The sequence below is a fragment of the Rahnella bruchi genome, from assembly GCF_003614975.1.
GTDB lineage: Bacteria > Pseudomonadota > Gammaproteobacteria > Enterobacterales > Enterobacteriaceae > Rahnella > Rahnella bruchi.
Window position 1 is genome coordinate 106,859 of sequence record NZ_QZWI01000014.1, and the last position, 18,580, is coordinate 125,438.

The following is an 18,580-nucleotide window of genomic DNA, read 5'->3' on the forward strand; positions in this document are numbered from 1 at the left end:
GGGAGTTTTCTGTATTTGTTATTCATTTAAGGGTAAGAATTACCGGCATTATGAGTATAAAAAGTTATATTAATACACAATAAAAACGGGTCTATTTTATTTTTATAAAATCTTTGCCAGACGTGGGCAGGGAATTATTTCACCCGAATGGTAAAATAATGATCAAATTAAGGCGGGGGAATAACCATAATGTTTCAGGTTAAAATTATAAAGAAGTGGAAATAAAAAGGCCGATCATAATGATCGGCCATTAATTCATATTTATTTACAGGTCCAGCTTAATCAACACGCAGCACACGGCTGGTATTGGTGGTGCCGATGGTGCTCATGACGTCGCCCTGAGTGATGATCACCAGATCACCTGACAGCAGATAACCTTTATCACGCAGCAGATTAACCGCGTCCTGTGCTGCCGCTACGCCGTCGTTCACGCTGTCAAAGAAGACCGGCGTGACGCCACGGTAAATGGCGGTCAGGTTCAGAGTGTGTTCGTGACGGGACATGGCAAAGATTGGCAGACCCGAACTGATACGGGACAACATCAGAGCGGTACGCCCTGATTCTGTCATGGAAATGATCGCCGTCACCCCTTTCAGGTGGTTTGCCGCATACATGGCCGACATCGCAATGGCTTCTTCGATGTTATCGAATTCCACATCCAAACGATGTTTGGAGACGTTAATGCTTGGGATTTTCTCTGCACCCAGGCAAACACGTGCCATCGCCGCGACGGTTTCTGACGGATACTGACCCGCAGCAGTTTCAGCTGAAAGCATAACCGCATCGGTGCCATCGAGTACGGCGTTCGCCACGTCCATCACTTCGGCACGGGTTGGCATCGGGTTGGTGATCATCGATTCCATCATCTGAGTGGCGGTGATGACCGCACGGTTCAGCTGACGGGCACGGCGGATCAGTTTCTTCTGGATACCGACCAGTTCAGGGTCACCAATTTCCACACCCAGATCACCACGGGCAACCATCACCACGTCGGAAGCCAGAATGATGTCGTCCATTGCTGCGTCGGTGGCAACGGCTTCAGCACGTTCAACTTTAGAAACGATCTGTGCGTTACAGCCTGCATCGCGGGCCAGACGGCGCGCATAGTTAAGGTCTTCGCCGGTGCGTGGGAATGAAACTGCCAGATAATCTACGTCCATTTTGGCCGCAGTAATAATGTCTGCTTTATCTTTTTCAGTCAGGGCTTCAGCAGAAAGACCGCCGCCCAGCTTGTTGATGCCTTTGTTGTTAGAAAGCGGGCCGCCCACGGTGACTTCGGTAAATACTTTCATGCCCTGAACTTCGAGCACCTTGAGCTGCACACGGCCATCATCGAGCAACAGAATGTCGCCCGGCACAACGTCAGCAGGTAGCCCTTTATAGTCGATGCCGACTTTTTCTTTATCACCTTCACCCTTGCTCATGTTGGCATCGAGCAGGAATTTGTCGCCAATATTGAGGAAGACTTTACCTTCCTTAAAGGTAGATACGCGGATTTTAGGGCCTTGCAGATCACCGAGGATGGCGACATGGCGGCCAAGACGGGCGGCGATTTCACGCACTTTGTTGGCGCGAAGAATGTGATCTTCAGGAGTTCCGTGAGAGAAATTCATACGTACAACGTTTGCACCCGCTGCAATGATCTTCTCAAGATTATTGTCGCGGTCAGTTGCCGGACCGAGGGTGGTAACGATCTTCGTTCTTCTGAGCCTTCTGGACATGCCTTACTCCGTTAACTGATGAAATATGGTAATGCAAAAAACAACGGATCCACTTTCCTGGAGGTGTAATTGTAATACAAAAGGGTTTCACCTGTGCGACCCGCTGGCCTCATGTCTGACTTTTGTCCTGCGCACGTTGCGCGAAGATTTTGGTTCAGACTCCCTATTAAATCACTGTCTGTTAAATCAATAGCGTTGCACATATTTGTTTCATGAATAACTTATAGATTCGCTTGTTGAACAAGCTCACTCAAGCAGGTTCGGGACGATCATCCCTTTATCAAAGCGCGATTCTTTCAACGCTTCTTTGACCCGCTTCAGGTTATCTCTGAATTTTGCACCACGGCGAAGAGTAAAACCGGTTGCCAGGACGTCAATCAACGTCAGCTGGGCAATCCGCGAAACCATCGGCATATAAACGTCGGTGTCTTCCGGAACATCCAGTAACAAGGCCAGCGTCGCTTCATGGGCCAGAGGTGTATTAAAAGAAGTAATCGCGATCACCGTGGCATCGTTCTCACGGGCGAGTTGGGCAAGTTCGACCAGATTTTTGGTGCGTCCGGTGTGTGAAATCAGTACCACCACGTCGCCTTCGCTGGAATTCATGCAGCTCATACGCTGCATGACGATATCGTCGAAGTAAACCACGGGAATGTTAAAGCGGAAAAACTTATTCATGGCATCATGGGCAACCGCGGCGGAAGCGCCCAGCCCAAAGAAGGAAATTTTCTTGGCCTGAGTCAGTAAATCGACGGCGCGATTGATAGCGGCAATATCCAGGGTATTCTTCACCTGGTCGAGGCTGGCCATAGCGGATTCGAAAATTTTACTGGTGTAAGCGCTGACGCTGTCGCTTTCATCCACGTTACGGTTCACATAAGGTGTACCATTTGCCAGACTTTGTGCCAGATGCAGTTTAAAATCTGGAAACCCTTTTGTGTCGAGACGACGACAAAAACGGTTTACAGTAGGTTCGCTGACGTCGGCCATGCGGGCGAGGGTGGCAATACTGGAGTGAATAGCAACGTGCGGCGATGCCAGGATAACTTCAGCAACTTTGCGTTCTGACTTGCTCAGAATGTCAAGGTGAGTCTGGATTTTTTCCAACGTATTCATAAGCATGCCACTCATAGGTTTCAACGATTTCTTTGAAAAGAGGAAATCGGACTGATTTGATGAAAATATACTACGCGCTTAATGCCGTTGGCAGCGTCAGCCAGGCTAATTTACGGCTTTTTTTGTCAGAGTTTGACCGAGATCTAACTTTCAGTATGGTAAATTCTGTTCAGTTTTGTCATAAAATTACAGGATGTTGTGGGTTTTAACAGCACCTGAGAGACTTATGATAAAAATAAGGTTTTCCGCAGAGTTATCACCTTGTCAGATCATGGTTTACGGCTCACAGGCAATCAGAGTACATTGTTGCTGAAATAAAATTACAATATGTACCCGGGATAATTCGAGTTGCCGCTCACGCGGAGCAACCAGAAATATGTCAGGTATTCCTGCATTGAGGAGAAGAACATGGCGGTAACTCAGACAGCCCAGGCTTGTGATCTGGTAATTTTCGGTGCGAAAGGCGATCTTGCGCGCCGTAAGCTGTTGCCTTCCCTGTATCAGTTAGAGAAAGCGGGTCACATTCACCCGGATACCCGTATCATCGGTGTCGGACGTGCGGAATGGGACAAAGCGGCCTATACCGAAGTGGTTAAAGAAGCACTGACCACCTTCATGAAGGAAAAAATTGATCCGGAACTGTGGGATAAACTCAGTGCCCGTCTTGATTTCTGCAACCTTGATGTCAATGATCTGAAGCATTTCAAAGTGTTGGGCAAGATGCTCGACCAGAAAAATCGCGCTACCATCAACTATTTTGCCATTGCGCCAAGCCACTTCGGTGCTATTTGCCGTGGTCTGGGTGAAGCAGGTCTGAACAAAGAGCCCGCTCGCGTCGTGATGGAAAAACCTCTGGGCCACTCGCTCGAGTCCTCTCAGGTTATCAACGATCAGGTCGCCGAATACTTCGCAGAATCTCAGGTTTACCGTATCGACCATTATCTGGGTAAAGAAACGGTCCTGAACCTGCTGGCTCTGCGTTTCGCCAACAACTTGTTTGCCAGCAACTGGGATAACCGCACTATCGATCACGTGCAGATCACCGTTGCTGAAGAGGTGGGTATCGAAGGCCGCTGGGGTTACTTCGATGATGCGGGTCAGATGCGTGACATGATCCAGAACCACTTGCTGCAAATTCTGACCATGATCGCCATGTCTCCGCCGGCTGATCTGAGCACCGACCGTATCCGTGATGAGAAAGTGAAAGTACTGCGCTCCCTGCGCCGTATCGATCAGTCTAACGTGCGTGAGAACACCGTGCGCGGTCAATACACCGCTGGCTTCGTTCAGGGCAAAAAAGTTCCTGGTTATCTGGAAGAAGAAGGCGCGAAGAAAACCAGCAGCACTGAGACCTTCGTGTCTATTCGCGTGGATATCGATAACTGGCAGTGGGCGGGCGTACCTTTCTACCTGCGTACCGGTAAACGTCTGCCGACCAAATGTTCAGAAGTTGTGGTGTATTTCAAAAGCCCGGCACTGAACCTGTTCCGTGATTCTTACCAGCAGTTGCCGCAGAACAAACTGACCATTCGTCTGCAACCGGACGAAGGTATCGAGATCGAAGTACTGAACAAAGTACCGGGTCTGGAACACAAGCATCGTCTGCAAACTACCAAGCTGGATCTGAGCTTCACTGAAACCTTCAATGAACAGCATATTGCTGATGCTTACGAGCGTCTGCTGCTGGAAACCATGCGCGGGATCCAGGCACTGTTTGTACGTCGTGACGAAGTGGAAGAAGCCTGGAAATGGGTCGACTCCATCATGAACGCATGGGCGGCGGAAAGCGAAGCACCAAAACCGTATCAGTCCGGGACGTGGGGGCCGGTGGCGTCTGTGGCGATGATCACCCGCGATGGCCGTTCCTGGAACGAGTTCGAGTAACGAATAATTCATTAAGTCATTACTCCCCAAAATAATTGAAGTTGCAGCCAACGCCGCTGCGGCTTCAAGTATGACGGGGAGGGTAGTATCGTCCAATCGGGTGTGGTCGGTTTCCGGCGGATAAGGTTTCCGCTGGTCCCTGTGGCAGGGGCGCGCCATCAATCACAACGATGCCTGCGGGCATGAATGGAGAACAAGATGAAAAACTGGAAAACAAGCGCGGAACAAATCCTGACCTCAGGGCCAGTTGTTCCTGTGATTGTTATCAATAAACTGGAACACGCGGTTCCGCTGGCGAAAGCACTGGTTGCCGGCGGCGTGCGTGTGCTGGAAGTCACTTTGCGTACCCCCTGCGCGATGGATGCGATCCGCGCGATTGCCAAAGAGGTTCCGGAAGCCATTATTGGTGCAGGTACCGTGCTTAATCCTGAACAACTGGCTGAAGTGACTGCAGCCGGTGCTCAGTTTGCGATCAGCCCTGGTCTGACCGATGCGCTGCTTAAAGCGGCGAACGCAGGTTCGATTCCACTGATCCCAGGCATCTGTACCGTTTCCGAACTGATGATGGGTCTGGATGCCGGTCTGCGTGAGTTTAAATTCTTCCCGGCAGAGGCCAATGGCGGCGTGAAAGCGTTGCAGGCGATTGCAGGGCCATTCCCGCAGGTGCGTTTTTGCCCGACTGGCGGTATTTCACCGGCTAACTACCGTGACTATCTGGCGCTGAAAAGCGTGCTGTGTATCGGGGGTTCCTGGCTGGTGCCTGCGGATGCATTAGAAAGCGGCGACTACGCACGAATCACTGAGCTGGCTAAAGAAGCCGTAGCCGGTGCAAAAGCCTGATAAAGCGTTGCACTGATAATGAGAAAACCTCCCGCGGGAGGTTTTTTTATGTCTGGGACTTAGCGATTAACGCGCGGCAATAATCTTGATTTCAATTTTGTATTTCGGGTTCATCAGGTTGGCCTGCACGGTACAACGCACCGGTGCATTGCCCGGAGAAACCCATGCATCCCAGGCTTCGTTCATGGCCGGGAAGTCTTCTTTATTCACCAGAAACAGCGTGGCATCGATGATTTTGCTTTTGTCTGAGCCTGCTTCAGTCAGGGCTGCATCGATAATCGCCAGCGTTTCTGCCGTCTGATCTTTCGCGTTAGCATCCAGATTTTCCGGCACGGCGGTGTAATAAATGGTGTCGTTATGGATAACGATGTCGGACATTCGTGGCTCAGGGCGGATACGTTCGATGGTCATTTTTAGCTCCAGTTATTCACATACTTATGATGGCGCTAAGGGTATCACAAAGGATGAATACGTTGGATTGGCAGATGACGGTGGCAGTGAAGCCAAGGGATTGGCATAATCACTGCTGATCCGTACAGGTAGAGAGACAGAGTGACAGACGATTTCGCAACAGACGGCGCACTGGCGCAGAAAATTGAAGGTTTTAAACCCCGTGAACCTCAGCGTCTGATGGCGCAGGCTGTCAGCAAAGCGATCAGCAGTAAGCAAGGGCTGGTGGTTGAAGCCGGTACAGGTACCGGTAAAACCTATGCGTATCTGGCTCCGGCATTGCGCTCCGGCAAAAAAGTCATTATCTCCACCGGTTCGAAAAACTTACAGGATCAGCTGTATTCCCGCGATTTGCCCAAAGTGGCCAGCGCGCTGAATTTCAAAGGCCGTCTGGCGCTGCTGAAAGGGCGCTCAAACTATTTATGTCTGGAACGACTGGAGCAGCAATCGCTCTCCGGCGGCGATCTCGCCAGTCAGGCACTCAGCGAACTGGCGCATTTGCGACACTGGTCGAGCAGCACGGAAGAGGGGGATATCAGCACCTGCAACGTGGTCCCGGAAGACAGCTTTGTCTGGCCGCTGGTGACCAGCACCAATGACAACTGCCTCGGCAGTGACTGTCCGTTGTATAAAGAGTGCTTTGTTGTGAAAGCCCGTCGCAAGGCGATGGACGCCGACGTGGTGGTGGTCAACCATCACCTGTTTATGGCGGACATGGTCGTGAAAGAGAGTGGTTTCGGCGAACTTATCCCCGAGGCTGACGTCATGATTTTCGACGAAGCCCATCAGATCCCCGATATCGCCAGCCAGTATTTTGGCCAGCAGGTGACCAGCCGTCAGCTGCTCGACATGGCGAAAGACATCACCATTGCTTACCGCACCGAAGTGCGGGACTCCGTGCAGCTACAGAAAAGCGCCGACCGCCTGAGTCAGAGCACGATGGATTTTCGGCTTGCGCTAGGTGAGCCGGGTTTTCGTGGCAATCTGCGCGATGTGCTTAATCAGCCTGCGATCCAGCGCGCATTGTTGCTGCTCGATGATGCCCTCGAGCTTTGCTACGACGTGGTCAAACTTTCCCTCGGCCGCTCCGCGCTGCTGGATGCCGCGTTCGAACGCGCCACGCTTTACCGTAACCGCCTGAAGCGCCTGAAGGATGTATCCATCCCCGGCTACAGCTACTGGTATGAATGTAACTCGCGTCATTTCGTGCTGGCACTGACGCCGCTGTCAGTGACCGACAAATTCAGCGAGATGATGAAAGAAAAACCGGGCGCGTGGATTTTCACCTCAGCAACGCTTTCGGTGAACGATCAGCTGCATCATTTTACCGAACGCCTCGGGCTGGATGAGGCCGAAACATTGCTGCTTCCGAGTCCGTTCGATTACGCCAAACAGGCACTGCTATGCGTGCCGCGTTTTCTGCCAGAGTCGAATGTCCACGGCAGTTCTAAACAGCTGGCGCGCATGTTGCGTCCGCTGATTGAAGCCAACAAAGGCCGCTGTTTCTTCCTGTGTACGTCACACAAAATGATGCGCGAACTGGCCGAAGAATTCAGAGCCAGTCTGACGTTGCCGGTTTTATTGCAGGGTGAAACCAGCAAAGGCCAGCTTCTGGCGCAGTTTGTCGAAGCCGGTAATGCGTTGCTGGTGGCGACCAGCAGCTTCTGGGAGGGCGTGGATGTGCGGGGTGATGCGTTGTCCTGTGTCATTATCGACAAACTGCCGTTCACATCACCAGATGATCCGCTGCTTAAAGCCCGTATTGAAGATTGTCGCCTGCGCGGCGGGGATCCGTTCAATGACGTACAATTACCGGATGCGGTTATTACGCTGAAACAGGGTGTCGGCCGTTTAATCCGCGATACGACTGACCGTGGTGTGATGGTGATTTGCGACAACCGGCTGGTAATGCGTCCGTATGGCGAAGTTTTCCTCAACAGTTTGCCGCCGACACCGCGCACGCGTGATCTGGCACAAGCGATCCGCTTTTTACAGGATGTCGAAGAGCAGAAATAGCCCTTTGTTTATGCTAAGATGCCGCTCCGAAAAAGGCTCTTATACCCGTCATATTTCAAGTTGCAGATGCGTTGACTGCGCTCACTCACTCCAGGCACTTAGTTATTAAGTACCAGGGGATTCTCGAGCTTATCGCCTTCCTGCAACTCAAAGTATTTAGGGCGTAAACTTATTAATTTTCCCGCCTGAGGTCTGGCATGTCCACGCGAATTTTAGCAATTGATACGGCGACAGAAGCCTGTTCGGTTGCGCTTTATAATCAGGGCGAAACGCTCGCTCATTTTGAACTCTGTGCCCGCGAGCATACGCAGCGCATTTTGCCGATGGTTCAGCAAATTCTCGCCGAGGCGGGACTTTCACTGACTCAGCTCGACGCGCTGGCTTTTGGACGCGGTCCGGGCAGTTTTACCGGTGTGCGTATCGGCATTGGTATGGCTCAGGGGCTCTCTCTGGGTGCGGAACTGCCTTTGCTGCCGGTGTCTACGTTGCAGACCATGGCTCAGGGTGCGTATCGCGTGACCGGTGCAGAAAATGTACTCTCAGCCATTGATGCGCGCATGGGTGAAGTGTACTGGGGTGAATTTAGCCGCAATGCGCAGGGCGTCTGGAGCGGTGAAGAGACCGAGAAAGTCATCAAGCCGGAACAGCTTCTGGCACGCGCCGCAGCATTACCTGGCCGTTTTGCAACAGTGGGAACCGGCTGGGAGACGTATCCTCATCTGTTAGGTGAATCTCCGGTCGCGGAATTATTTGATGGCAAAATATCACTGCCTCATGCGGAAGATATGCTGCCGTTGGCGCTCCAGCTCTGGGAAAAGGGTATTCGTGTTAATCCCGAAGATGCGGAACCGACTTACCTGCGCAACGAAGTGACATGGAAAAAGTTGCCGGGACGGTAAATGACGGTAAAGTCAGGCAACTTGTGCTCTGAAAAGTGGTCAAAATGAAGAGTTTCCACAGGAGTCATCGTAATGCGTAAGTGGTCTGTAATTCAGCAGTTTTCAGGTAAAACGGGTAAGAGAATGGCGCTAAGTGCGGTTGCACTGAGTGCTCTGGTATTATCGGGTTGTGTCACGGTGCCGGATGAAATTCGCGGAACCACGGCGACCCCGCAGATGAATTTACAGGCAGTGCAGGGCGCGCCGAGTCTTTATGTCGGGCAGGAGTCGCGTTTTGGTGGCAAAGTGGTCTCAGTGACCAATCTGCAAAACAAAACCCGCCTTGAAATTGCCACGGTGCCGCTGGACGAAGGCGCAAGACCGATCTTAGGCGCGGCGTCGCGCGGGCGCATCATGGCCTACATTAACGGCTTTGTGGATCCTGTTGATTATCGCAATCAGCTGGTCACCGTCGTCGGGCCGATTACCGGTGTGGAGAAAGGCAAAATTGGCCAGACTTCCTATGATTTTGTCACGGTAAACGTCAACAGCTATAAACGCTGGCGGATACAGCAACAGGTCGTTATGCCTCCGCAGCCATTCGGCCCGTGGGGTTACGGATACGGCGGCCCTTATGATACATGGGGGCGCGGGTTTGGACCCGGCTGGGGGCCCGGTTGGTATGACACGACACCCGCACGGGTCGAGAGCGTCGTCACCGAATAGACCTCCGCCGTCGCACGGTGGATACCCTCCCCACGGAGGGTCACCTCCGGCGACAGTAAAACCGGCTCCGGCACATCCCGTGCTGCCGCCACCTAAGCATTAAAGGCAGTTGTTAAGGCGGCTTAATTGCCGCCTTTTTATTTATCGCTAAGAAAGTTGGCCAGGGATGGTTTGGCAAACTAAGGGCGCAGAAAAAGTGACCCGCCTCTCAACCTCAACATTGTTTGAAACGCAACTGGTAAGCTGAGTTAAAATATTGTTAAAGACGTGATAAAACTCGTCGAATAGAGACGGCAACAGAACATGATTTCAGGAGTGATACCTTGGAAAAGGTTTGGCTAAAACGATATCCGGCAGATGTTCCTGAGAACATCGATCCTGACCGCTACAGTTCGCTGGTCGAAATGTTTGAAAATTCCGCACTGCGTTATGCCGACAGTGTGGCATTTATTAACATGGGCGAGGCGATGACTTATCGCAAGCTCGAAGAACGCAGCCGGGCTTTCGCCGCTTATTTGCAAAATGAGCTGGGTCTGCAAAAGGGCGACCGTGTTGCGCTGATGATGCCGAATTTGCTGCAATACCCGATTGCACTGTTTGGCGTGTTGCGCGCAGGTATGGTAGTGGTTAATGTTAACCCGCTGTACACACCGCGCGAGCTCGAGCATCAGCTTAACGACAGCGGTGCCAGTGCCATTGTGATTGTCTCCAACTTTGCCCATACGCTGGAAAAAGTGGTGTACAAAACGCAGGTCAAGCACGTCATCCTGACCCGCATGGGTGATCAGCTATCTGCCGCCAAAGGCACCCTGGTCAACTTTGTGGTGAAATATATCAAACGGCTGGTGCCGAAATATCATCTGCCGAACGCGATTTCCTTCCGAACCGTTTTACAGCGCGGGCGTCGTCTGCAATATATCAAACCCGATATCATCAATGACGATCTGGCGTTTCTGCAATATACCGGCGGAACGACAGGCGTGGCGAAGGGCGCGATGCTGACACACAGAAACATGCAGGCGAATCTCGAACAGGCCAAAGCGGCCTATGCCCCACTGCTGCGGCCGGGCCATGAACTGGTGGTGACGGCGCTTCCGCTTTACCATATTTTTGCCCTGACAGTGAATTGCCTGTTGTTCCTCGATCTGGGCGGTAAGAGCTTACTTATCACCAATCCCCGCGACGTTTCAGGAATGGTTAAAGAGCTGGCTAAATACCCGTTTACCGCCATCAGCGGGGTCAATACTCTGTTTAATGCGCTGCTCAATAACGAAGATTTCCGTGAACTGGATTTCTCCACGCTGCGTCTTTCAGTTGGCGGCGGGATGTCGGTGCAGAAATCAGTGGCAGACAAATGGGAAAAACTGACCGGTAAACATCTGCTGGAAGGTTACGGTCTGACAGAATGTTCACCGCTGGTCGCAGGCAACCCGTACGATCTGAAACATTACAGCGGTAGTATCGGTTTGCCGGTGCCATCGACAGAAGTACGCCTGGTGGATGATAACGGCCACGATGTCGCGCCGGGGCAGCCTGGCGAGTTGTGGGTGCGTGGTCCTCAGGTCATGCTGGGATACTGGCAGCGGCCTTCGGCAACTGATGAGGTGCTAAAAGATGGCTGGTTATCGACGGGCGATATCGTTACAGTGGACGAGCAGGGCTTCTTACGGATTGTTGACCGTAAAAAAGACATGATTCTGGTTTCCGGTTTCAATGTTTACCCTAACGAAATTGAAGAGGTAGTTTCACAACACGACAAAGTGCTCGAAGTTGCCGCCATTGGTGTGCCGAATGAGTCGTCGGGTGAAATTGTCAAAATTTGCGTGGTGAAAAAAGACTCGTCACTGACCAGCGAAGAACTGCTGGCGCACTGTCGCCGGTTATTAACCGGTTACAAAGTACCGAAGATTGTCGAGTTCCGTGATGAGTTACCGAAGTCAAATGTCGGTAAAATCCTCAGACGGGAACTTCGCGATGAGCAGGCAAAACCCAAGGCCGATCCTAAGCAGGATGCAGCATAGCGGTTAACACGTTTGTTCAGTGATAGTCAGATTCTTAACGCCGGCGATGTCCGGCGTTGTCACGTTATAACGCAGTAATGATTAAGAGAATTAAGATTTGAATTATCAGTTGATCACCACCAATGATGCACTGGAGCAGGTTTGTCTTCAGGCTAAAGCGCACAGCAAAATTGCGCTGGATACCGAATTTGTTCGCACCCGTACTTATTACCCGCAACTGGGTCTGATTCAGCTTTTTGACGGCGAACAGCTCACGCTCATCGATCCTTTACCGATCACCGCCTGGCAGCCTTTCATTGATTTACTGATTAATCCTGATGTCATCAAGTTCCTCCATGCGGGCAGCGAAGATCTCGAAGTGTTTCTCAATGCTTTTGGTGTGATGCCGACCCCTCTGATTGATACGCAAATCCTCGCTGCGTTCAGCGGACGTCCGCTGTCGTGTGGCTTTGCGCGTCTGGTGGCAGAGACGACAGGCGTTGAGCTGGATAAAAGTGAATCGCGCACTGACTGGATTGCCCGCCCTCTGAGCGAAAAGCAATGTGTGTATGCGGCGGCTGACGTGTGGTATCTGCTGCCACTGGCCGATCAGCTGATGCGTGAAACCGAAGAAGCAGGGTGGATGGAAGCGGCGCTGGACGAATGTCTGGCACTTTGCCGTCGCCGCAGTGAAGTACTGCAACCTGAGCTGGCTTATCTGGAAATCGGTAATGCGTTTCAGCTGCGTCCGCGTCAGTTAGGCTGCCTCAAACTGTTAGCCGCATGGCGTCTTAATCAGGCTCGTCAGCGTGACCTGGCGGTGAACTTTGTGGTGCGCGAGGAAAACCTCTGGCAGGTCGCCCGCTATCAGCCAACCTCACTGGGCGAGCTTGAAGCGCTGGGCCTGAGTGGTCCGGAAATTCGCTATCACGGTCGTACGTTGCTGGCGCTGGTGGAAGAGTCCAATGCGCTGGATGAAACAGAACTTCCGGCACCGATTCTGAACCTTATCGACCAGTCTGGTTATCGCAAAGTCTTCAAAGACATCAAGGCCCTGATCCAGACGGTGAGTGAAGAGAGCAAACTCAGTGTTGAATTACTGGCATCACGTCGTCAGATTAACCAGTTGCTGACTCATCACTGGAAGTTAAAAGACAAAGAATCACAGCCGGAATTAATCAGCGGCTGGCGTGGGAAATTATTAGCTGAAAGGCTCAATGAAATTCTTAGCAATTACTGATTTCTTCGTTAAGAAAGATAAATAAATTCATAGTGTGAATAAAAAAGAGCGGGCAAATGTCCCGCTCTTTTTTATTCTTTTTGGAAAAACATTAGCCGATAAGATGTTTGCCCATAAAGCGTTGTCATAAAACATGCCGAATTAAATCAGTGTAAGGAGATTAATTTCCAGCTTGAATGAGATGAGTCTTAATCAAATTTTTCAGGAATAACACTAAAACTGAAGAAAAATGAATCTGGCTAGTGGGTTTATATACAGTGGTTATTTGAGGGGAATAAAAGAATAACAGAAAGGGATATGAAAAAGACAGTGGCCCCCTGAGGAAACAGAGGGCGCTATGCTGAAAAAAACACCTGTAAACAGGCTAAACGGACTGCTGTCATTTAGGCGCTTCTTCCGACTCTGGCAGGGTAACGTTAAGTTCCAGTACGGAAATATCGTCACCTTTTTGCTCGAACTGAACCTGCAACATTTCAGGGTCAATCTTAATGTACTTACAGATGACCGCGAGAATATCGCGTTTCAGTTCAGGCAGATACGACGGTTCACTATCCCCACGACGCCGTTCGGCTACGATGATCTGTAGCCGTTCCTTGGCTATATTGGCTGTCGATTTTTTGCGGGACAGAAAGAAATCTAACAATGCCATGGTTTATCCCCCAAAAAGGCGTTTCAGGAAACTCTTCTTCTCTTCCTCAATAAAACGGAATGCACGTTCTTCCCCGAGCAGACGGCTGACGGTATCGTCATACGCTTTGCCTGCATCGGATTCCTGATCCAGAATGACCGGTTCGCCCTGGTTGGACGCACGCAGTACAGACTGATCTTCAGGGATAACCCCGATCAAAGGAATGCGCAGGATTTCCAGCACATCTTCCATGCTCAGCATGTCGCCACGACTGACACGGCCCGGGTTGTAACGGGTAAGAAGCAGGTGTTCTTTGATAGGCTCCTGGCCTTGCTCCGCACGACGGGATTTTGAAGACAAAATACCCAGAATACGGTCGGAATCTCGAACGGATGAGACTTCAGGGTTGGTGGTGATCACGGCTTCATCGGCGAAATACAACGCCATCAGCGCACCGGTTTCAATACCTGCCGGGGAGTCACACACAACGAAGTCGAATTCCATCTCGCCTAAATCATTGAGGATTTTTTCCACGCCTTCACGGGTCAGCGCATCTTTATCGCGCGTCTGTGAGGCCGGAAGAATAAACAGGTTTTCAGTGCGTTTATCTTTGATAAGCGCCTGATTCAGCGTGGCATCACCCTGGATCACGTTCACGAAATCATAAACCACCCGGCGCTCACAGCCCATAATCAAATCGAGATTACGCAGACCGATATCGAAATCGATAACAACAGTCTTTTTGCCTTTTTGAGCTAAACCGGTAGCAATGGCCGCGCTTGAAGTGGTCTTGCCAACGCCCCCTTTACCCGATGTAACAACTATGATGCGTGCCATGAATGGATTCCTTGTCAAAAGGGCTTAGTTTAAAGGTTGTATGGTTAACACATTATTTATCAGGCTGAGGCGCGCTGCCTGACCGAGATAATCGGCCGGGATTTGATCACTCAACCAGTATTGCCCTGCGATAGAGACTAGTTCAGCGCCTAATTGCATGCAAAAAATCTGACAATTTGCATCGCCGGCGGCGCCGGCCAGTGCTCTGCCTCGCATCATGCCGTAGATGTGGATATTGCCATCGGCAATCAGTTCCGCACCTGCGCTGACACTATTGGTCACGATGAGGTCGCTGTTACGGGCATAAATCTGTTGGCCGGATCTGACCGGGGTACTGACAATGCGGGTCTTGGCCGGGGCATTGTCGGGCACGACAGGAACCGGTGGTTCAGCAGCGATACGTTGGGCACGACCTTCACTCAGCAGCGGCAAACCGGTGCGGGAAAGTGCGCGTTTTTGCGCTTCGTCTTTACAACCACTGATGCCAACAACGCGAAAGCCTGCAGAAGCGACAGCCTGTTGAATGTCTTTCCAGTTTGCCGCACCTGTGAGTGAAGCAACGTTGATAACAACAGGGGCATTTTTCAAAAAGGCCGGAGCTTGCTCCACTTTTTCCTGTAATGCCTGATAAATAACCTCTGGTTGTGAACTATGTAAATGAACAACCGATAAGGTAAAACTGCTGCCTTTTAGTTCTATTGGCGATTGTGACATCTATCCTGACTCAGTCTCAGCAACTCTAAATCCCCGGAATACCACTCGGGGGGCGATATTCCGATGTACGATAAGCATGTTATAGTTACAGTTATATCTAGGCAAGCCACCGTTTCAATAAAATAGAGTTAAAAAAATGCTTTGTGTGATCTATAGGAGTACTAAACGCGACCAGACTTATCTGTATGTCGAAAAAAAAGACGATTTCTCCCGTGTGCCTGAAGAATTACTGAAAGGTTTTGGCGTGCCTCAGTTCGCAATGATGTTAAATCTGGCGAACCGTGAAAAACTGGCTGCGGCCGATATTGCGAAAGTGCGTCAGTCTCTCGAAGAGCAGGGTTATTATCTGCAGGTTCCACCGCCAGCAGAAAGTTTATTGAATATCCATCTGAGTGACACCAGTAAATAACGTATTCCTGACAATTGTTTCGGCATTCCTCGAACTTTCGGACGTCATGACTTGCATTCATCGTTGTAGTGCTCAAAGCTTAGAATGATGAATCACTTGCAGAAGTCAAAAGGAAGAAATTGATGAAATTGTCGGCACTGGCCGTGTTAACACCGCTGATCATCCTCAGCGGTTGTGCATCACAGAAAGCTACATCAGGGCAAACTACCGCGCCATCCACTCCGGCAACACAGCCTGCCGCCGCCGCACCGGCAGCGCCTTCAGGCAAAACGTCTCTGGCAGAACAGGGGCGGGATCCCGCTGAATTCCCGGCTTATGTCGAACAACTCAAAGCGCAGGCGCTCGCTCAGGGCATCAGCCAGCAGACTATCGACAGCACCTTCGCGAATATCCATTTCGTCGACCGCGTGATCAATTCAGACCGCAATCAGTTAGAGAAAAAAATCACTCTCGACGATTATCTGACCCGAGTACTGCCTGAATGGAAGATTAAACAGGGGCAGGAGCAGTTGCAAAATAACCTGCCTGCGCTGACAAAAGCCAGCGACCGTTATGGCGTACAGCCGCAGTACATCGTGGCGCTGTGGGCGATGGAAAGCAGCTTCGGCAAAATTCAGGGTAAAGAGGATGTGTACTCTGCACTGGCAACGCTGGCCTTCGAAGGGCGACGTGAAGCTTTCTTCACCAAAGAATTTATGTCGGCACTTAAAATTGTTGATTCCGGCAAAGCCAGCAGTGACATGATGAAAGGCTCATGGGCTGGTGCGATGGGACAGTCGCAGTTTATGCCAAGCTCGTATCTGACTTACGGTGCAGACGGTAACAGCGATGGCAAAATCGATATCTGGAAAAACACGGATGATGTGTTTGCCTCAACGGCCAACTATTTATCCAAAGAAGGCTGGAAGGGTGATCAGGGGTGGGGTCAGGAAGTGAAACTGCCTGCTAACTTTGACGGCAGTCTGGCAGGGCTTAAAAATAACCAGATGCATCCTGCCCGTTACTGGCAGCAACTTGGCGTAACACAGGTCGACGGCACTCCGCTGACATCGACGGCCACCCGCGCGTGGATTATCACACCTGATGACACGCAAGGGCGCGCGTTCCTGGTTTACGATAATTTCCGTACGATCATGCACTGGAACCGCTCAACCTATTTCGCGCTGAGTATCGGCATGATGGCGGATGGTGTTACGGGCGCGCAGGCGCCGGTGATTTCCGGCGCGGCAACACCCGCTCAGACCACACCGGCCCCTTCCGCACCCTTAGCGCCGGCACCGCATAATCCGTTCAGCGGCTGATATTCCTCACATCAAGGAGTGGCTGTATGTACCAACACAGAGACTGGCATGGCGCATTACTCGATTTCCCGGTGAACAAGGTGGTGTGTGTCGGCAATAACTATGCAGACCACATCAAAGAGATGGGCGGAAAGCAGTCGGCAGAACCGGTGGTGTTTATCAAACCGGAAACGGCGCTCTGCGATATTCGACAGCCTGTCGCGATCCCAAAGGATTTCGGCGCTGTGCATTATGAAGTCGAACTGGCGGTACTGATCGGCACTCCGCTGAAGCAGGCAACGGAAGATCGCGTTGCTAATGCCATCGTCGGTTACGGGCTGGCGCTGGATCTCACGCTGCGGGATTTGCAAGCTCAGCTTAAAGAGTCCGGACAACCCTGGGAAAGAGCCAAAGGATTTGACGGCTCATGTCCTGTCAGCGGGTTTATTCCGGTCAGTGAGTTTGGCGATGCGCAGCAGGCCGATTTACTGCTGGAGATCAACGGGCAGATGTGTCAGTCAGGCAATACCCGTGACATGCTGACGCCGCTTTTACCGCTGATAGCCTATATGAGCCGTTTCTTTACGCTACGCGCCGGTGACATCATCCTGACCGGGACTCCGCACGGCGTCGGCCCGCTTCACGCTGGCGATGAAATCTTAGCTAAACTGAATAGTAAGCAGGTCACCACCCGTGTGATTTAACGCTATGCAAGATGCCGCCGGTGCAGCTTTCCGGCGGCTTTACTTGCATCTGCAGGCCAAAGCGTCTATATAAGCACCCTCATTTTATTTATACCGGATGCACATCATGACTGAACCCGCTTTTTGGCAGCAAAAAACGCTGTCTGAAATGACTGACCAAGAATGGGAAGCATTGTGCGACGGCTGCGGGCAATGCTGCCTGCATAAGCTGATTGATGAAGACACGGACGAGATTTACTTCACCAACGTCGCGTGTAACCAGCTCAATATTAAATCTTGTCAGTGCCGCAACTACGAACGTCGTTTCACACTGGAAGAAGACTGCATCAAACTGACGCGCGAAAACCTGACCACCTTCGACTGGTTGCCGCCTACCTGCGCTTACCGCCTGATAGGTGAGGGTAAGCCCCTGTTGCCGTGGCATCCGCTGCTGAATAAGGCCTCCAAATCTGCCATGCATACTGCGCAGATTTCCGTGCGTTATATCGCCGTGCGCGAAGATGACGTGGAAGACTGGCAGGATCACATTATGAATAAGCCAAGCTGGGCGAAGTAAGCGCGTTCTGCTTTGTGCTTCGAAATCAAAAAGCCCCGGCAAATGCCAGGGCTTTTTGATTTCGGGATGATATTCAGATCTCTGAATCGGGACGGACAGCACCCAGTGCACTGAGTGCTTCTGAATCCAGCTCAGGATCGGCTTTATCGATAAGTCGTGTCATCTCGATCAATGCCTGAAACTGTTCGAACAATATTTTGGCGTCGGATTTAAGAACTTCATCATCGGAGTCGAGCACGGAATTAATGGCTTTATTGACGCTTTCGATGATTTCCTGAGGCCCGCCATTTTTCCCGACAGTGATGAAAATTGCGCCGAGAAGGAGTGACTGCGCCTCAACCTGAGCGGTAAGCTGTTTGGTGTCTGCTTCCATACGGGAGATTTTTGCGATCATACCTAAAATGATATTTTTCATTTATTACCCCTGCAGATCGAAAGTGTAAGTTGCCATTTATTTCTACGCCTGGTTCTGAAAACTGCATAATCATATTTGGTAAAACTGGGCGGTTAGTAGCAACCGCCCGTAAAATTCAAAAGCAAGATAACGATGCGCTGACCGGGCATTCGGATCAAATGCCCTG

18 protein-coding genes are annotated in these 18,580 nt (G+C 51.2%); 11 read left to right on the plus strand and 7 right to left on the minus strand.

What is annotated here, in order from left to right:
- Positions 1-278: 278 nt before the first annotated feature.
- Complete coding sequence (pyk, locus tag D5398_RS19980) at positions 279-1,721, minus strand: pyruvate kinase (protein ID WP_120509191.1); 1,443 nt, start codon at positions 1,719-1,721, stop codon at positions 279-281.
- A 246-nt stretch (positions 1,722-1,967) separates the two neighbouring features.
- The gene (locus D5398_RS19985) at positions 1,968-2,837 is read right to left on the minus strand and encodes a MurR/RpiR family transcriptional regulator (RefSeq protein WP_120131277.1); all 870 of its coding nucleotides are present in this window, start codon (positions 2,835-2,837) and stop codon (positions 1,968-1,970) included.
- Positions 2,838-3,245: 408 nt separating this feature from the next.
- On the opposite strand from D5398_RS19985, the gene zwf reads away from it, so the two are divergent.
- Together zwf and D5398_RS19995 are read left to right on the plus strand one after the other, a co-directional pair.
- Positions 3,246-4,721, plus strand: coding sequence for a glucose-6-phosphate dehydrogenase (zwf, locus tag D5398_RS19990; protein WP_112290019.1), 1,476 nt, complete (start codon positions 3,246-3,248; stop codon positions 4,719-4,721).
- Between the two features lie 198 nt (positions 4,722-4,919).
- Positions 4,920-5,561, plus strand: a complete 642-nt coding sequence (locus D5398_RS19995; protein ID WP_120509192.1) for a bifunctional 4-hydroxy-2-oxoglutarate aldolase/2-dehydro-3-deoxy-phosphogluconate aldolase — start codon at positions 4,920-4,922, stop codon at positions 5,559-5,561.
- A gap of 66 nt (positions 5,562-5,627) precedes the next feature.
- Here the strand turns inward: D5398_RS19995 and D5398_RS20000 are convergent, their stop codons facing one another.
- Positions 5,628-5,972 (minus strand): RidA family protein, encoded by a 345-nt coding sequence (locus tag D5398_RS20000; RefSeq protein ID WP_120509193.1) that lies wholly within the window; start codon positions 5,970-5,972, stop codon positions 5,628-5,630.
- Between the two features lie 141 nt (positions 5,973-6,113).
- Between D5398_RS20000 and yoaA the strand changes: the two genes are divergently transcribed.
- The 5 genes from yoaA to rnd all read left to right on the plus strand — a co-directional run bounded on the left by yoaA (position 6,114) and on the right by rnd (position 12,871).
- Positions 6,114-8,027 carry a DNA repair helicase YoaA gene (yoaA, locus tag D5398_RS20005; RefSeq protein WP_120509194.1) on the plus strand — a complete coding sequence of 638 codons (1,914 nt, stop codon included), beginning with the start codon at positions 6,114-6,116 and terminating at the stop codon, positions 8,025-8,027.
- Positions 8,028-8,224: 197 nt separating this feature from the next.
- A complete protein-coding gene (tsaB, locus tag D5398_RS20010) occupies positions 8,225-8,926 on the plus strand; it encodes a tRNA (adenosine(37)-N6)-threonylcarbamoyltransferase complex dimerization subunit type 1 TsaB (RefSeq protein WP_120509195.1) in 702 nt (233 codons plus the stop codon).
- Positions 8,927-8,998: 72 nt separating this feature from the next.
- Entirely contained in the window at positions 8,999-9,631 is a 633-nt protein-coding gene (locus D5398_RS20015; RefSeq protein WP_120509196.1) for a Slp family lipoprotein, read from the plus strand.
- Between the two features lie 323 nt (positions 9,632-9,954).
- Entirely contained in the window at positions 9,955-11,652 is a 1,698-nt protein-coding gene (gene fadD, locus D5398_RS20020; protein ID WP_120509197.1) for a long-chain-fatty-acid--CoA ligase FadD, read from the plus strand.
- Positions 11,653-11,749: 97 nt separating this feature from the next.
- Complete coding sequence (gene rnd / locus D5398_RS20025; protein ID WP_120509198.1) at positions 11,750-12,871, plus strand: ribonuclease D; 1,122 nt, start codon at positions 11,750-11,752, stop codon at positions 12,869-12,871.
- 379 nt (positions 12,872-13,250) lie between these two features.
- Here the strand turns inward: rnd and minE are convergent, their stop codons facing one another.
- Genes minE through minC form a run of 3 tightly spaced genes read right to left on the minus strand, consistent with a single transcriptional unit; the run spans position 13,251 to position 15,050 of the window.
- On the minus strand, positions 13,251-13,520 hold the full coding sequence (gene minE, locus D5398_RS20030) for a cell division topological specificity factor MinE (protein ID WP_112290033.1): 270 nt from the start codon (positions 13,518-13,520) through the stop codon (positions 13,251-13,253).
- A 3-nt stretch (positions 13,521-13,523) separates the two neighbouring features.
- Positions 13,524-14,336 carry a septum site-determining protein MinD gene (gene minD / locus D5398_RS20035; RefSeq protein WP_120509199.1) on the minus strand — a complete coding sequence of 271 codons (813 nt, stop codon included), beginning with the start codon at positions 14,334-14,336 and terminating at the stop codon, positions 13,524-13,526.
- 24 nt (positions 14,337-14,360) lie between these two features.
- Positions 14,361-15,050: a septum site-determining protein MinC gene (minC, locus tag D5398_RS20040; protein ID WP_120509200.1), complete on the minus strand. Its 690-nt coding sequence runs from the start codon at positions 15,048-15,050 to the stop codon at positions 14,361-14,363.
- Positions 15,051-15,186: 136 nt separating this feature from the next.
- On the opposite strand from minC, the gene D5398_RS20045 reads away from it, so the two are divergent.
- The 4 genes from D5398_RS20045 to D5398_RS20060 all read left to right on the plus strand — a co-directional run bounded on the left by D5398_RS20045 (position 15,187) and on the right by D5398_RS20060 (position 17,999).
- Positions 15,187-15,459, plus strand: coding sequence for a YcgL domain-containing protein (locus D5398_RS20045; protein WP_120509201.1), 273 nt, complete (start codon positions 15,187-15,189; stop codon positions 15,457-15,459).
- 122 nt (positions 15,460-15,581) lie between these two features.
- Positions 15,582-16,760, plus strand: coding sequence for a lytic murein transglycosylase (locus tag D5398_RS20050; protein ID WP_120509202.1), 1,179 nt, complete (start codon positions 15,582-15,584; stop codon positions 16,758-16,760).
- 26 nt (positions 16,761-16,786) lie between these two features.
- Entirely contained in the window at positions 16,787-17,443 is a 657-nt protein-coding gene (locus D5398_RS20055) for a fumarylacetoacetate hydrolase family protein (protein WP_120509203.1), read from the plus strand.
- 106 nt (positions 17,444-17,549) lie between these two features.
- Complete coding sequence (locus D5398_RS20060; RefSeq protein ID WP_120131200.1) at positions 17,550-17,999, plus strand: YcgN family cysteine cluster protein; 450 nt, start codon at positions 17,550-17,552, stop codon at positions 17,997-17,999.
- 73 nt (positions 18,000-18,072) lie between these two features.
- Here the strand turns inward: D5398_RS20060 and iraP are convergent, their stop codons facing one another.
- Positions 18,073-18,414, minus strand: a complete 342-nt coding sequence (iraP, locus tag D5398_RS20065; protein WP_120509204.1) for an anti-adapter protein IraP — start codon at positions 18,412-18,414, stop codon at positions 18,073-18,075.
- Positions 18,415-18,580: the final 166 nt, after the last annotated feature.